16 protein-coding genes are annotated in these 14,714 nt (G+C 73.2%); 12 read left to right on the forward strand and 4 right to left on the reverse strand.

The genetic code is table 11. From position 1 onward, the window contains the following. Window positions 1–12 precede the first annotated feature (12 nt). The 7 genes from BU52_RS04300 (at window position 13) to BU52_RS36135 (ending at window position 5,249) form a co-directional block, all read left to right on the forward strand. Window positions 13–1,101 carry an S-(hydroxymethyl)mycothiol dehydrogenase gene (locus tag BU52_RS04300; protein WP_037928318.1) on the forward strand — a complete coding sequence of 363 codons (1,089 nt, stop codon included), beginning with the start codon at window positions 13–15 and terminating at the stop codon, window positions 1,099–1,101. Further along, complete coding sequence (locus BU52_RS04305; RefSeq protein ID WP_037928320.1) at window positions 1,101–1,730, forward strand: MBL fold metallo-hydrolase; 630 nt, start codon at window positions 1,101–1,103, stop codon at window positions 1,728–1,730. The genes BU52_RS04300 and BU52_RS04305 overlap by 1 nt, the downstream gene beginning before the upstream one ends. A gap of 101 nt (window positions 1,731–1,831) precedes the next feature. Then, window positions 1,832–2,746 (forward strand): SDR family oxidoreductase, encoded by a 915-nt coding sequence (locus tag BU52_RS04310; protein ID WP_037928323.1) that lies wholly within the window; start codon window positions 1,832–1,834, stop codon window positions 2,744–2,746. A 50-nt stretch (window positions 2,747–2,796) separates the two neighbouring features. Beyond that, window positions 2,797–3,594: an SDR family NAD(P)-dependent oxidoreductase gene (locus tag BU52_RS04315; RefSeq protein ID WP_037928326.1), complete on the forward strand. Its 798-nt coding sequence runs from the start codon at window positions 2,797–2,799 to the stop codon at window positions 3,592–3,594. Window positions 3,595–3,726: 132 nt separating this feature from the next. Beyond that, complete coding sequence (locus BU52_RS04320; RefSeq protein WP_037928329.1) at window positions 3,727–4,422, forward strand: L,D-transpeptidase family protein; 696 nt, start codon at window positions 3,727–3,729, stop codon at window positions 4,420–4,422. A 162-nt stretch (window positions 4,423–4,584) separates the two neighbouring features. Next, window positions 4,585–4,770: a hypothetical protein gene (locus BU52_RS04325; protein ID WP_037928332.1), complete on the forward strand. Its 186-nt coding sequence runs from the start codon at window positions 4,585–4,587 to the stop codon at window positions 4,768–4,770. A 239-nt stretch (window positions 4,771–5,009) separates the two neighbouring features. Continuing rightward, window positions 5,010–5,249 (forward strand): hypothetical protein, encoded by a 240-nt coding sequence (locus BU52_RS36135; RefSeq protein ID WP_037928334.1) that lies wholly within the window; start codon window positions 5,010–5,012, stop codon window positions 5,247–5,249. 82 nt (window positions 5,250–5,331) lie between these two features. Here BU52_RS36135 and BU52_RS04335 read toward each other — a convergent pair whose 3' ends face one another. Further along, complete coding sequence (locus BU52_RS04335) at window positions 5,332–6,711, reverse strand: S1 family peptidase (RefSeq protein ID WP_037928336.1); 1,380 nt, start codon at window positions 6,709–6,711, stop codon at window positions 5,332–5,334. A gap of 208 nt (window positions 6,712–6,919) precedes the next feature. Here BU52_RS04335 and BU52_RS04340 point away from each other — a divergent pair, with 208 nt between their 5' ends. From BU52_RS04340 to BU52_RS04350, 3 genes are read left to right on the forward strand one after another with little or no spacing between them, the layout of a single operon-like run. Further along, on the forward strand, window positions 6,920–8,119 hold the full coding sequence (locus BU52_RS04340; protein ID WP_037928339.1) for a MalY/PatB family protein: 1,200 nt from the start codon (window positions 6,920–6,922) through the stop codon (window positions 8,117–8,119). Further along, on the forward strand, window positions 8,112–8,843 hold the full coding sequence (locus BU52_RS04345; RefSeq protein WP_037928342.1) for a class I SAM-dependent methyltransferase: 732 nt from the start codon (window positions 8,112–8,114) through the stop codon (window positions 8,841–8,843). The genes BU52_RS04340 and BU52_RS04345 overlap by 8 nt, the downstream gene beginning before the upstream one ends. A 10-nt stretch (window positions 8,844–8,853) precedes the next feature. Continuing rightward, entirely contained in the window at window positions 8,854–9,234 is a 381-nt protein-coding gene (locus tag BU52_RS04350) for a PPOX class F420-dependent oxidoreductase (RefSeq protein WP_037928345.1), read from the forward strand. Between the two features lie 42 nt (window positions 9,235–9,276). Here BU52_RS04350 and BU52_RS04355 read toward each other — a convergent pair whose 3' ends face one another. Together BU52_RS04355 and BU52_RS04360 are read right to left on the reverse strand one after the other, a co-directional pair. Beyond that, window positions 9,277–9,693: a Zn-ribbon domain-containing OB-fold protein gene (locus BU52_RS04355; protein WP_037928346.1), complete on the reverse strand. Its 417-nt coding sequence runs from the start codon at window positions 9,691–9,693 to the stop codon at window positions 9,277–9,279. 163 nt (window positions 9,694–9,856) lie between these two features. Beyond that, the gene (locus tag BU52_RS04360; RefSeq protein ID WP_037928348.1) at window positions 9,857–10,576 is read right to left on the reverse strand and encodes a TetR family transcriptional regulator; all 720 of its coding nucleotides are present in this window, start codon (window positions 10,574–10,576) and stop codon (window positions 9,857–9,859) included. A gap of 131 nt (window positions 10,577–10,707) precedes the next feature. Here BU52_RS04360 and BU52_RS04365 point away from each other — a divergent pair, with 131 nt between their 5' ends. After that, window positions 10,708–11,553: an ATP-grasp domain-containing protein gene (locus tag BU52_RS04365; protein WP_037928349.1), complete on the forward strand. Its 846-nt coding sequence runs from the start codon at window positions 10,708–10,710 to the stop codon at window positions 11,551–11,553. 137 nt (window positions 11,554–11,690) lie between these two features. Further along, on the forward strand, window positions 11,691–12,260 hold the full coding sequence (locus BU52_RS33230) for a peptidoglycan-binding protein (protein WP_235216259.1): 570 nt from the start codon (window positions 11,691–11,693) through the stop codon (window positions 12,258–12,260). A gap of 13 nt (window positions 12,261–12,273) precedes the next feature. Here BU52_RS33230 and BU52_RS04375 read toward each other — a convergent pair whose 3' ends face one another. Further along, entirely contained in the window at window positions 12,274–14,589 is a 2,316-nt protein-coding gene (locus tag BU52_RS04375; protein ID WP_051857936.1) for a PP2C family protein-serine/threonine phosphatase, read from the reverse strand. Between the last annotated feature and the right edge of the window lie 125 nt (window positions 14,590–14,714).

Genomic DNA, 14,714 nt, shown 5'->3' on the forward strand with positions numbered 1-14,714 from the left:
GGAGTCAGCACCATGGCCCAGGAAGTACGCGGCGTGATCGCACCCGGCAAGGACGAGCCGGTGCGGATCGAGACGGTCGTCGTACCCGACCCGGGACCCGGCGAGGCGGTCGTGCGGATCCAGGCCTGCGGCGTGTGCCACACCGATCTGCACTACAAACAGGGCGGCATCAGCGACGACTTCCCCTTCCTGCTCGGCCACGAGGCCGCGGGCATCGTCGAGTCGGTCGGCGACGGCGTCACCGACGTCGGGCCCGGCGACTTCGTCATCCTCAACTGGCGTGCGGTGTGCGGCACGTGCCGGGCGTGTCTGCGGGGACGCCCCTGGTACTGCTTCGACACCCACAACGCGAAGCAGAGGATGACCCTCGCCTCCACGGGGCAGGAGCTCTCCCCGGCCCTGGGCATCGGTGCCTTCGCCGAGAAGACCCTGGTGGCCGCCGGACAGTGCACCAAGGTGGACCCCGCCGTCTCCGCGCAGGTCGCCGGGCTCCTCGGCTGCGGCGTGATGGCCGGCATCGGCGCCGCGATCAACACGGGCGACGTCGGCCGGGGCGACTCCGTGGCCGTCATCGGCTGCGGCGGCGTCGGCGACGCGGCGATCGCCGGGTCCCGGCTGGCCGGCGCGGCGAAGATCATCGCCGTGGACATCGACGACCGCAAGCTCGAGACCGCGCGCTCCATGGGCGCCACCCACACCGTCAACTCCCGCGAGAGCGACCCCGTCGAGGCGATCCGCGAACTCACCGGCGGTTTCGGCGCCGACGTCGTCATCGAGGCCGTCGGCCGACCCGAGACGTACCGGCAGGCCTTCTACGCCCGTGATCTGGCCGGCACGGTCGTCCTGGTCGGCGTACCCACCCCGGAGATGAAGCTCGAACTGCCGCTGCTGGACGTCTTCGGCCGCGGCGGCTCACTGAAGTCGTCCTGGTACGGCGACTGTCTGCCCTCGCGGGACTTCCCGATGCTCATCGACCTGCACCTCCAGGGGCGCCTGGACCTGGCGGCGTTCGTCACCGAGACCATCCGGCTCGACGAGGTGGAGCAGGCGTTCGAGCGGATGCACCGCGGCGACGTGCTGCGTTCGGTGGTGGTGCTGTGATGGCCGCCCGCGTCGAACGACTCGTCACCTCCGGGCAGTTCAGCCTCGACGGCGGCACCTGGGACGTCGACAACAACGTGTGGATCGTCGGCGACGACCACGAGGCGATCGTCATCGACGCCGCCCACGACGCCGACGCCATCGCCGAGGCGGTGGGGGACCGGCGTCTGACGGCCATCGTGTGCACCCACGCCCACAACGACCACATCGACGCCGCGCCCGCGCTCGCCGAGCGCACCGGAGCCACCATCTGGCTGCACCCCGACGACCTGCAGCTGTGGAAGCAGACCCACCCGCACCGCGACCCCGACTCCTGGCTGGTCGACGGCCAGGTGATCGAGGCCGCCGGCGCCGACCTGACCGTGCTGCACACCCCGGGGCACGCCCCGGGTGCCGTCTGCCTGTACGACCCGGGACTGGCGACCGTGTTCACCGGTGACACCCTCTTCCAGGGCGGTCCCGGCGCCACCGGCCGATCGTTCTCCCACTTCCCGACGATCATCGACTCGATCCGGGACCGGCTGCTCACCCTCCCGCCCGAGACCAAGGTCCTCACCGGCCACGGGGACCCGACCACCATCGGCGCGGAGGCCCCGCACCTGGAGGAATGGATCGCACGGGGGCACTGAACGGCCCGCCCGGGTGACCGGCGCGAAAAGGTGACAGAGGATGTCCGGCTTACCCGTCACGCTCGACGCGACAGCAGAGAACGGGTGACGGGAGGCCGTACATGTCGGAGCAGCTGAGGGGCAGGGTCGCGCTGGTGGCCGGGGCGACCCGGGGAGCCGGACGGGGCATCGCCGTGGAACTGGGGGCGGCGGGCGCGACCGTGTACGTCACCGGCCGCACCACGCGCGCCCGCCGCTCCGAGTACGACCGTCCCGAGACGATCGAGGACACCGCCGACCTGGTCACCGAGGCGGGCGGCCGGGGGATCGCGGTGCCGACCGACCATCTCGACCCCGCACAGGTCCGTGCGCTCGTCGACCGGATCGCCGGCGAGCAGGGCCGCCTTGACGTCCTCGTCAACGACATCTGGGGCGGCGAGTCGCTCTTCGAGTGGGACGCGCCCGTCTGGGAGCACGACCTCGACAAGGGCCTGCGCCTGCTCCGCCTCGCGGTGGACACCCACGCGATCACCAGTCATCACGCCCTGCCGCTGCTGCTGCGCAACCCGGGCGGACTGGTCGTCGAGGTCACCGACGGCACCGCCGACTACAACCGGGACACCTACCGCGTCTCCTTCTTCTACGACCTCGCCAAGTCCTCGGTCCTGCGCATGGCCTTCGCCCTCGGCCACGAACTCGGCCCGCGCGGCGCCACGGCGGTCGCCCTCACCCCGGGGTGGCTGCGTTCGGAGATCATGCTCGACCACTTCGGGGTCCGGGAGGACAACTGGCGCGACGCTCTGAAGAGCGTCCCCCACTTCGCCATCTCGGAGACCCCGCGCTACGTCGGCCGGGCCGTCGCCGCCCTCGCGGCCGACCCGGACGTGGCCCGCTTCAACGGCGCGTCCCTCTCCAGCGGCGGCCTCGCCGGGGAGTACGGCTTCACCGACCTCGACGGCAGCCGCCCGGACGCCTGGCGGTATCTCGTCGAGGTCCAGGACGCGGGCCGGCCGGCCGATGTGACCGGCTACCGCTGATCCGCTTCGGCCCCTGTCGCCGTGATCGACCCGATGGCTACCGTCACCCCATGACGACGGACACACGGCGTTTCGAGGGGTACGGGGTTCTCATCACCGGGGCGGCACGCGGCATCGGCGCGGCCACCGCCCTGCGGTTCGCCGAGGAGGGGGCGCGGGTGCTGGTGGCCGACGTGGACCCGGACGCGGCCGGGACGACGGCGTCGGCGCTGCGGGAGCGGGGGCTCGGCGCCGAGGCCTTCACCTGCGACGTGGCCGACCGGGCCTCGGTGGAGGCGGCCGTGGCGCACGCCGTGGGCACCTTCGGCTCGCTCGACGTGCTGGTCAACAACGCGGCCCACTGCACCCCGGACGCGCCCCGCTTCGAGGACGAGCCGGACGAGGAGTGGGCCGCGGACCTCGATGTCACCCTCACTGGCGCGTACCGCTGCTGCCGCGCCGCACTCCCGTACCTCGCCGCCTCCGGCCGGGGCGCCGTCGTGAGCGTCGGCTCCGTCAACGGACTGCAGGACTTCGGCAATCACGCCTACAGCGCGGCCAAGGCGGGCCTGGTGTCCCTCACCCGCACCCTCGCCGGGCACGCCGCGCCGCGCGGAGTGCGGGTCAACCTCGTCGCACCGGGGACGATCCGCACCCGGGCCTGGGCGGGCAGGGAAGAGGAGCTCGAAGCGGCCCGGCGCCTCTACCCGCTCGGCCGGGTCGGCGAGCCCGAGGACATCGCGGCCGCCGTCGCCTTCCTCGCCTCCCGTGACGCGTCCTGGATCACCGGGACCACGCTCGTGGTCGACGGCGGCATCACCGCGGTGAACACGGGGTTCCGGCAGGCGCTCGGCGAGGCGTCGCCGTAGCCGGGACGGCCCGGCGATGTCACCGTTCGGTTGCGGCCGGGACCGGTCCCACAACCGAAGGCCCCCGTGAATCGTCTACCTGGCAGAGTGCGCAGGCCTGGCGCACACTTCCGCGGGAAAGGCAGAAGGACCATGGGGGACATACGCAGACGGAGTACCGTCATCCTGGGGGTCACCTCGCTGGTGGCTCCGCTCGCGCTCGCGCTCGGCGCGGCACCGGCGCAGGCCGCGAGCTGCACCACCTCGGCGGGCCCGTACCAGAAGAAGGTGGAGAAGTTCCTCGGCCGCCCGGTCGACGGCAAGCAGTCCGCCGCCGACTGCAAGGCCATCCGCGCCTTCCAGACCAAGCACGGCATCACGCCGAACATCGGGTACGCCGGCCCCGTCACCTGGGGCGTGATGGACCTGATGAACAAACAGAAGGCCGTGGGCAAGAACCCGAACAAGTCCGGCAAGTGCCCCACGAACAAGGGCCGCATCGCCTGCGTGAACCTGACGCTCCAGCTCAGCTGGATCCAGGACGGCAAGAAGCTCGTCCACGGTCCCGTCCCGGTCCGCACGGGACGCAACGGGTACGAGACCCGCACCGGCCTGAAGAAGATCTACTGGCGCAACATCGACCACGTCTCGACCATCTACGACGTGCCGATGCCCTACAGCCAGTTCTTCGACGGCGGCCAGGCCTTCCACTCGGTCGGTGTCAGCATGTGGAACCCGCCCGGCTCCCACGGTTGCGTGAACATGACGAAGACCGCCGCCAAGAAGTACTGGTCGCTGCTGAAGAAGGGTGACGACGTCTACGTGTACGGTCGCAAGCCGGGCACCTGAGCCGTCCCGCCGCCCCCGGGACCATGGGCGAGGCCCGGGGCGGCGGTGTGAACTCGCCCATGCTTCCACGGCAGATCACGGCAGATGGACGTGATCAGCAACACTGTCGGAAATGTCCGATGTGCGTGCGATTACTCACAGCGTCTTCACGTCCGGCCCCGTATGCTTCACAGCATGTCCACCACTGTTGAACCCTCCTCCGAGCGATCGGCTGCCGAGGTCAACGAGGAGATCCGGGCCCTGTGGCTCCGGTCGGGCGGGACACTCAGCGTCGAACAGCGCGAGGAGTACCAGCGCCTGGTCCAGGAGTGGGCCTCGGCCCTCCCGCAGCCGGCCAGGGCGGCCTGACCGGCCCGTAACCGGCCTCGGCATCGTCACCGCGGCGACCGGGCACCCGCGACCGAATGGGTGCCCTTCTCGCACTGTCCTCTGCTACGGCATCGTCCACTTCGTCGGCGGATCGCTGTCCCGCCGTGTCCCGCATCCCGCCGTCACCCTCCTCGGCCAGACCGGCGGCCTGCTGTTCGCCACGGGGCCGCGCTCGTCCTGCCCGCCGACGACGTCACCGGCTCCGACCTGCTCCGGCCGTGACGGCGCTCACCGGCACGACCACGCTCATCGTGCCGCGACTGGGCGTCGCCCCCTCCGTCCGGTGCGGTGTCCTCCTTCTCGGCGACCGGCCCGGTGCTCTCGCCTCGCCGCGGACCGCCCTCACGGGTCCCGCACCGTGGTGCGTGTCCGGCGGTGGCACCCGTCTCGGCCGCGGGGCGACGGACGGACTCCTGGCCGGCCTCGGCCTCGCCGTCCTGCACGAACACGTCTCCTGACGGCAGACCGCCGGGCTGCTGGGAGCCGCCCTGGCGACGGTGCTCCTGACGGTGGGCTGACCCGTCCGCAACCACGGCCCGCTCAGCCCCACGTCGCCGAGTAGTGCCGCCGGTACGCCTTGCGGTCCTGCTCCGCCCGGATCCACCGTGAGGCCACCAGGGCGACCAGACTGCCCCCGATCACCAGCAGACCCGGCCCGACGTTGCGGGGGTCGGCCAGCCGTGACAGCAGCGTCGACGGATCAGGGACGATGCCCCTCACCGGGGTCGACGCCCCCGGTGTGGCCGCGTCCGGAGCCGCCGCGCCCCCGGCGTCCGACGGCGCGGGCGACGGCGCCGCCGCACCCCCGTCGGCTCCGGGCGCCACGATGAGCCGCACGTCGAGCTGCGCCAGCGCCTTCGTCACCGGCTGGAAGTACGTCGTACCTCCCGTCCGGCAGTCACCGCTGCCGCCGGACGTGACGCCGAGCGCGATGCCCTCGGAGAACATCGGCCCGCCACTGTCACCGGGCTCCGCGCACACGTCTGACTCGACGAGACCGCTGACCGTGCCCTCGGGATAGTTCACCGTCGCGTTGAGCGCGGTCACCTCCCCGTCGCGCAGTCCGCTGGTGCTGCCGCTGCGGAAGATCCGCTGCCCGACCGTCGGATCCGCCACCCCCGTGATCCGTACGCCCTTGCCACCGCCGATCGCCACCACGCCGGCGCCCTCGCCCGCCCGGCCGTCCGCGTACTCGATCAGGGAGTAGTCGTTCCCCGGGAAGCTGCCGCCGACGGTGGTGCCGACCTCCTGCCTGCCGCCGTTGTCGGCGAACCACACCGACCCGTCGGGGCCGCAGTGCCCGGCCGTGAGGATGAAGTCCCGTTCGCCGTCGGTCACGTTGAAGCCCGCCGAGCACCGGCCGGCCGTGGACAGGATGGGCCGCGCGCCGTTGAGGCGGGTGGTGAAGGTGCCTCCGGTCCGCTCCATGCGCACGAAGTCGCCGATGCCGTCGGCCACTTCGGTCAGCTCCGACCAGTCCCGCGCCGACACCGTGGTGTCGCCCCGGACGACCACCTGGTTGGACCGGTAGTCCATCGCCCAGGCGGTGCCGGGCACGCGCGGCGCCGAACCCAGCGTGCGGGCGGCGGACTTGAACTCGTCCATGCTGTGGCGCACCATTCTCGGCTCGGCGCCCGCCTCGCGCACCTCGGCCGCCGCCTCCTCGTCGGTGACCGCGACCACCGTCCGCCCGTCGGCGCCGATCCAGCTGCCCGCCGTACGGGACGTGCCCAGCTCGGTCACGAGGCCGGCGCCCGGGCCCACCGCCGGCTCCTCGGCGGTGGAGAACGGGACGGCCTCGGGCACCCGCGGCGGCTCACCGGCGACGGCGTGTGTGACCATCGTGGCCCCCAGGAGGAGTCCGCCGACGGCCGCCAGCCGTGTCACTCGCCGGACGACCCGTCGTCGTGCGTGCCTCATGCATGGCTCCCGAACCTCTGCAGCGCGGCGCGAACACCGCGGGGCCTCCCCTGAGTCGGGTGCCCTCTGTGCATACGGGCCCGGGACCCCTCGTGTTCACCCCGGGGCGATCCGCGCGCCGGGGTGCGGGGACACGCCGGCGCTCCCACCGCCCGGTCCGCACCGTCCGCCGGGGCCCGATCGCGCCACCGCGCCCTATCGTGTGCTCATGACCAGGATCCCGCACGAGACGTCCGGTGAACCGAATCCCCTGAACGCCCTCGGCCTCGACCGCCTGCGACGCCGCAGCAGCATGAAGTGGCGCACCTACCCCGAGGACGTGCTGCCCCTGTGGGTGGCCGAGATGGACGTCCCCCTCGCCGAACCGGTCGTGCGGGCCGTCACCGAGGCCATGGAACTCGGCGACACCGGCTACCCCGCCGGCAGTGCCTACGCCGAGGCGCTGGCCGCCTTCGCGGGCAAACGATGGGACTGGCACGGGCTCGCCGTGGAGCGCACCGCGATCGTGCCCGACGTCATGCTGGGCGTCGTCGAGATGCTCAAACTGGTCACCGGGCACGGCGATCCGGTCGTGGTGAACTCACCGGTGTACCCGCCCTTCCACGACTTCGTCCGGCACCTGGGCCGCCGGGTGGCCGAGGCCCCGCTGGGCGCCGACGCGCGGATCGACCTCGACGTCCTGCAGGACACCTTCCGGCGCGCGACGGCCCATGGGGGCCGGGCCGCGTTCCTGCTGTGCAGCCCGCACAATCCCACGGGGACCGTGCACACCGCCGAGGAGCTGACCGCGGTGGCCGCCCTGGCCGAGCGGTACGGCGTACGCGTCGTCGCCGACGAGATCCACGCGCCCCTGGTCGTGGGCGACACACGGTTCGTGCCCTTTCTGAGTGTGCCGGGCGGTGAGCGCGGCCTGTCACTCATGTCGGCGTCGAAGGCGTGGAACCTGGCCGGCCTCAAGGCGGCCGTCGCCGTCGCGGGGCCCGGGGCGGCCGAGGACCTGGCACGGATGCCCGAGGAGGTCGGACACGGGCCGAGTCACGTCGGCATCCTCGCCCACACCGCCGCCCTGCGGGACGGCACCGCCTGGTTGGACGCCCTCCTCGCCGGACTCGACGCCAACCGCCGGCTGCTCGCCGGGCTTCTGGCCGATCGGATGCCGGCAGTCCGCTACCGCCCGGGGGACGCCACCTACCTGGCCTGGCTCGACTGCCGCGCGCTCGGCCTCGGCGACGACCCGGCCCAGGTCTTCCTGGACCACGGCCGGGTGGCGCTCACCTCCGGCCTCCCCTTCGGCACGGGGGGCGCGGGCCACGCCCGGCTCAACCTCGCCGCCTCGGCCGAGGTGCTCACGGAGGCGGTGCGGCGGATGGCGGCGGCGGTGGAGGAGACGGGAGCCGTCGGTGGCTGACGAGTGCTTCGGCCGTCCACGGCTCGCGGCGCTCTACGACGCGCTCGAGGGCGACCGCGGTGACCTCGACGCGTATCTCCGTATGGCGGAGGAGCTCGGTGCCCGGCGCGTGCTGGACATCGGGTGCGGGACAGGGGTGTTCGCCCTGCTCCTCGCCGACCGGGGGATCGAGGTCGTCGGCGTCGAACCCGCGGGGGCGTCCCTCGACCTGGCCCGGGGCAAGCCGGGCGGCGCACGGGTCCACTGGATCGAGGGCGACGCGACCGCCCTGCCGCCGCTCGACGCCGATCTGGCGACCATGACGGCGAACGTCGCCCAGGCCATCGCCGATCCGGATGCCTGGCACGGCACCCTGCGGGGCGCCCGCGCGGCTCTGCGGCCCGGGGGACGGCTGGTGTTCGAGACCCGGGACCCGGCCCGGCGGGCCTGGGAGAGCTGGACCCGCCAGGAGTCGTACCGCAGGACGGACGTGCCCGGCGTCGGGACGGTCGAGAGCTGGCACCGGGTGACCGACGTGGACGGAGCGCTCGTGACGTTCCGCACCACCTACGTGTTCGCCGTGGACGGCGCGGTGCTCACCTCGGACTCGACGCTGCGTTTCCGCGAACGGCGGGAGGTCGAGGCCGACCTCGCCCGGCACGGCTACGAACTGGAGGAGGTACGGGACGCGCCCGACCGTCCGGGCCGGGAGCTCGTCTTCGTCGCCCGCCGCCTGGGCGCCTAGACTTCGCCGCATGGACGACGCGTTGCGGGACCGGCTGGGCGCCGGGAAGTACCTGTTGGTCACCAGTTACCGCAAGAACGGCACGCCCGTGGCGACGCCGGTGTGGGTGGTACGGGACGGTGACGCGCTCGGGGTGTGGACCGCCGCCGACTCGTGGAAGGTGAAGCGGATCCGTGCCCGCGGCGACGTCCTCGTCGGCCCGTGCGACGTGCGCGGCAAGCCGACCGGGGACCAGGTCCCCGCGACGGCGGAGATCTGCGACCCGGCCACCACCGCCCGCTACCGCCGGCTCATCGCCCGCAAGTACGGCCTCCTGGGACGGATGACCCTCCTCGGCAGCCGCCTGCGCAGGGGGCTGAACGGCACGGTGGGCATCCGCGTCACCTTCTGACCGCCCGAGGGCCCCGGCGGCCGGACCCCGCCCGGCGGTTCGTCAGGTCCAGGCCCGGAACGGCTCGTCCACCAGCTGGAAGACCGGCTCGCCCCGCACCGGGTCCTTGGCCGTCGACAGTCGTACCCGGTCACCGCTGTGGATCCCGATGGGCGGGCCCATGACCCGGCCGCGCACCACGAACCCCTCCGCCATCTCGATCAGGGACACATTGCGCGCCGCGGGGGTGTTGCGGTGCAGCACCGTGGAATGACGGACCGTGCCGACGCCCTCGCTGCGCTCCGTGCGCAGTTCGCTGCCCTGGCAGACCGGGCACAGCAGCCGGTGGTACGTGGCGGTGCCGCACCAGTTGCAGCGCTGGTAGAGCATGGCCTCCGCGTGGTCGGTGCCCCGGGGATCGAGGATGCCCGTCGCGGAGCCGGCTGCCTGCTGAGCGACGCTTCCTGAGTGGTGGTACACGCTGGTCAACTCCCTGCATTCGGCCGGAATCCCGCGTGCGCGGTCCGCCGGGCACGCGTGTGCCCGGTGGTCCGTGCCACCGCGCACAGCCTCAGCGTATGGCACTCAGTGCCACTCGTAAAGGCACTCCGTACCCTCATTTACCGAAGAGTGGCCGCGGCGCTCAACCCCGCCCGAGTGCCGTCTCTAGTTCCTGCACCACCCGCCACAGCGGTGCCCCGCGCCGCGAGACGATCACCACGACGTCGTCGGGACCCTCGGTCACCGGGGGGACGGCCGCGGAGCCGAACGCGGCCCGCACATGCTCCAGCGCGTGGTCCACCGCGGCCTCCGCGTCCCCCTTCCCGTCCGCACGCAGCCAGGAACGCAGCGCGTTGTTGTGCGCCGCCACCACGGCCGCGGCGATCACATCGGCCCGGAGGGTGCCGTCCCGCAGGCCGGCGAAACGGGCCCGCAGATATCCGGCCATGGCCCGCTCGTAGCGCCAGACCACGGACAACTCGTACGCCCGCAGTCCCGGCACCTGTCTGGTGAGGCGGTAGCGCTGCACGGAGAACGCGGGGTTCTCGGTGTACATCAGGAGCACCAGCCGGGCGGCGTCGCAGACCCTGTGCACCGGTTCGTCGTCGGCGCCCGCGGCCAGGAAGGCCGTCATGTCGGCCAGGCACCGCTCGTGATCAGGGAAGACCACGTCCTCCTTGGACGGGAAATAGCGGAAGAACGAGCGCCGTCCCACCCCGGCGAGGGCCACGATGTCGTCGACCGTGGTCTGCTCGTAGCCCCGCTCCAGGAACAACCGGAAGGCCGCCGCCACCAGGGCCTCCCGCATCGTCGGCTTCCCGGCCTTCTCACCGCGGCCGACAGCCGCACTGCTGGAGCTCATGCACGGAACGTAGCACCGGGAGGCCGGTCGCGGCACTCAGTGCACACCCGGCACGGAACTCAGTACCGTCACAGCGCTCCCGCGCAGGTCGTCCCTATGATCGAGCCACCGTCGTCCCCCTGGGAGCCCGCATGTCATCCGCCCGTCCCCGCGTCCTCTATGTCACCGACCTGGCCTACCCGGCCCGCGGGCGGCGCTACTGTGACGAGGACATCTTCCTGACCTCCCGGCTGCGCGAGCACGTCGACCTCGCCCTGTGCCACCCGCGGGACGCCGTCGCCCTCATGGACGGCTTCGACGCCGTCGTGGTCCGCAACAGCGGTCCGGTCATGGAGTACCGGGACGCCTACGACGCCTTCCGCGAGCGTGCTTCCGCGACCGGCACGCCGGTCTACAACCCGCTCACCGGCCGGGGCGACATGGCCGGCAAGCAGTACCTGCTCGACCTGACCGCCGCCGGCCGGCCCGTGATCCCCACCGTCGACCGGCTGGAGGACCTGCACCGGCTGCCCGAGGCCGACCGGTACGTGGTCAAGCCCAGGCTGGGCGCCGACTCCATAGGCCTGCGCGTCGTCCCCGCGGACGCGGTGCGCGGCCTCGTGAACGGCGACGTCCTGGTGCAGCCGCACATCGACTTCGCCTACGAGGTGTCCTTCTACTACGTCGACCACTCCTTCCAGTACGCCCTCTACGCCCCCGACCCCGAGCGGCGCTGGCAGCTGGAGCCGTACGAACCCTCAGCGGACGACCTCGGCTTCGCCCGTCGTTTCATCGAGTGGAACACCCTCGGCCACGGCATCCAGCGCGTCGACGCCTGCCGCGCCCCGGGCGGCGAACTGCTGCTGGTCGAACTGGAGGACCTCAACCCGTACCTCTCCCTCGACGCCCTCGACGACGCCGGCCGGGAAGCGTTCGTGTCGGCGATGGTGACGTCCCTGCGCGGCTTCCTCCGCGACACCGCGGCAGCCGGCCGCTGAACCCGCGGGGCCCTCGTCGCGTATCTCGTGACACAGGCGGTTCGACCGCCCGCACGGGACGGAAGGAGAGTGACGCGACGACACCGCCCGGGGCCGGGCGGCCGCACGGCGGACCGCCCCTCGAACCCGTCCGCGTCCTGCGTCCGCGCCGCACCGACGCGCTCGCCGAGCTGTTCAGGGAGTTCGAGCGGGAACGGCAGGGCGGTGACGAGCCGGTGCCGCCGCCCCGGCCGCCGGCCGGTTCCCAGGACCGGACACAGGAACTGCCGCCCGTTCCCGCTTGCCGGCCGCCGGCCACCCGGAGTCGCTCCGGGACGCGCCGCACCGCGTCGGCACTCGCCGTGGCCGCCGCCGCGCTGACCGGTTTCGGCGGCGCCCTCCTGCTCTCGGAACGGAACTCCGGCCGCCACGCGGCGCCCGCCCCCGGGCCGTCCGCCACCGCGCCTCCGGCTCCGCCCCCTTCCGCGGGCCGGGCATTCCTGCGCGAGGGCGACGCGGGACCCGAGGTGACCGAACTCCAGGAGCGGCTGCTGCGCGTCCCGGACGTCTACCGGGCCGGAACCACCGACGGCGGCTACGACGCCACCCTGTCGGCCGCCGTCGCCCGCTTCCAGCTCCGGTACGGAGTCAGGGGCGACGAGACCGGTGTGTACGGCGACGACACCCGGCTGGCGCTGGAGTCCCGCACGGGTGGCCCGGCCACCTGATCCCGGACGGCGGCTACCGCTCCTCGGGCACACGGATGTCCAGCACGCACACGTCGTCGCGGCGCTCGTCCTCCAGCATGCTGTCCAGCAGCGTGCCCAGGGACCCGGGCCCCTCGCCCGGGTGGGCGGCGACGGCCTCGGCCAGCCGCCGCAGGCCGAGGTCGATGTTCTCCGGGGGCCGTTCCACCAGGCCGTCCGTGTACAGGAGCACCCGGTCGCCCGGTTCGAGCCGGCACTCGGCCTCCTCGAAGTGCGGCGTGGCGGTCGCGCCGAGCAGCATGCCGGGAGGACGGCGCATGTAGGTGACCTCGCCGCCGCGCACCAGCAGAGGCGGGGTGTGTCCCGCCTGGGCCCAGAGCAGCCGCCGGTCCCCGGGCCGGTAGCGGGCCAGGACCATGGTCGCGGTGCCGTGGCTGTCCCGGGAGTGCAGCAGCAGCGTGTTGAGCCGGGCGAGCGCGCCGGTCATCGAGGAGCCGGTGATGACCATGCCCTTGGTGGTGAAGCGGAGCTGGGCCATGGTGGCGACCGCGTCCACCCCGTGCCCTGCGACATCGCCGACCACGAACAGGGCGTCGCCGTCGGGCAGTTCGATGGCGCTGAACCAGTCGCCCCCGACGTGGATGCCCGCCTGGGCGGGGAGGTAGGCGACCTCGACGCGCAGCCCGGCCAGGTTCACCTCCCGCTCCGGCAGGGGCAGCAGGGCGTTCTGCAACCGGGCGACCAGGGTCCGCTCGGACTGCAGGACGTCGTGCTGGGTGAGGATCGCCCGCTCGCTCTCCACCAGGGCGAGCTCGGCCCGCCGCCGGGCGGTCAGGTCCTGGACGATGCCGTGCGCCTCGACGGGCGTGCCGTGTGCGTCGGCCACCACCTCGGCGACGAGCCGCAGGTGCCGGACGCCGTGTGAGCCGCGGATCCGGAACGCGACGTCGAACGGCCGGCCCTCGCGGGCCAGGGCCGCGACGGCGCGGCGCAGCGCGGACCGGTCGCCGGCCATGGCGAGCCGGGGGAAGTCGGCCAGCGGGACCGGGCCGTCCACGGGGTCCCGGCCGAGGATGCCGAAGACCTGCGACGACCAGGACGACTCACCCGTGGTGAGGTTCCAGTTCGCCCAGCCCAGACTGCCCAGCCGCTGCAGTTCGGCGAGCCGTTGCTCCTGGCGGTCGGAGGAGGCGTGCCGGACCCAGGTGACGACCAGCGCGTCCTCCAGCCGCGTCACGCGCACGGAGTGCGTGGTGAGCTCCGCGGTGCCGTCCACCAGTTCCTGGTGTGCGAACGGCTCGCTCTCGTACGTCTCCCCGCCGGCCAGGGTGTCCAGGCAGCCCTGCCACACCGGCGTGTCCGGCAGACCGGGCCAGACCTCCAGCAGCCGCCGCCCGGCCGGGTCGCCGCCGGTGCCGCCCAGCAGGTCGGCCACCCGCGCCGTCGCGGCGTCGACCCGGAAGTCCTCGGTGTCGCCGGAGGGGCCGCGCAGCGGGCTCAGCAGCATCGCGGGCACCGGCAGTGCCGCGAAGAGCGCCTGGACGGCGTCCGGGGGCGCGTCGGACGCCTGCTCCGAGGGGGAGGTGAAGGCGCGCAGCCGTCCGGAGCACAGCCGGACGGCCCCCAGGAGATGGGCGCGGTCGCGCGGGGTGAAGGGGCCGGGGCGCCCGCGCAGCACACCGATGCAGACGCGGGAGCCGTCCCCGGCGGGCAGCGGCAGCCAGGCCCGGGACAGCCACCGCTCGGGCGGCTCTCCGATCAGCAGGTACCGCGTGCTGTCCGTGGCGAAGTCCTCCAGCCAGCGGGGTTCGCCGGCCTGCAGGGCGTCCCGCACGGCGACCCCGCTGAACGGGGGCACCCGGCGCCACTGGGCGGCGAGCCGTTCGTCGACACCGGCGTGCCCGAGCAGGTCGAGGCAGCCTCCGGTCCGGCGGGCGTAGATCATGACCGAGTCCGCGTCCAGGTCCTTCCCGAGATGTGCCAGAAGGCAGCGGGCCAGGTCCTGGTGGGTCTCGGCGTGTACGAGGGCCCGGCTCAGGCGGCTCAGCGCGTCGGCGACGTCGTCGGGGGTGGAGGGAGCCGTCGGCGGGTCGGCCACGGGCAGGCCCTCCATCGTGCCGTTCCCGTCCTCGGTGGAGCGTTCCGGGGACGTGCCGTCGCCGGAACGGGCCGGTGCCAGTTCCCCGAGGGTGATCCAGCACTCCTCGAGCAGGGTGCGACGGGCCGCCTTCGCCCGCTGGAGCAGGATCTCGCCCGCGGCGTCCGCGGAGCCACCGGTCAGCGCGATCACGACGCCCCTGGCCCGCTCCACGACGGCGGACGTCGCGGCCCGCTCGCGAAGCCGGTCCATCTCGGCGCGCTGCTGGGCGACGACCCTGGTCAGTTCCACCAGGTCCGGCGCGGCTCCGGGGTCCACCGGCGCAACGGGCTCGCTCTTCACGCGATGAGCATCGCACAACCCACCCGGTTCGTTGA

Source organism: Streptomyces toyocaensis (assembly GCF_000725125.1).
Classification (GTDB): Bacteria; Actinomycetota; Actinomycetes; order Streptomycetales; family Streptomycetaceae; genus Streptomyces; species Streptomyces toyocaensis.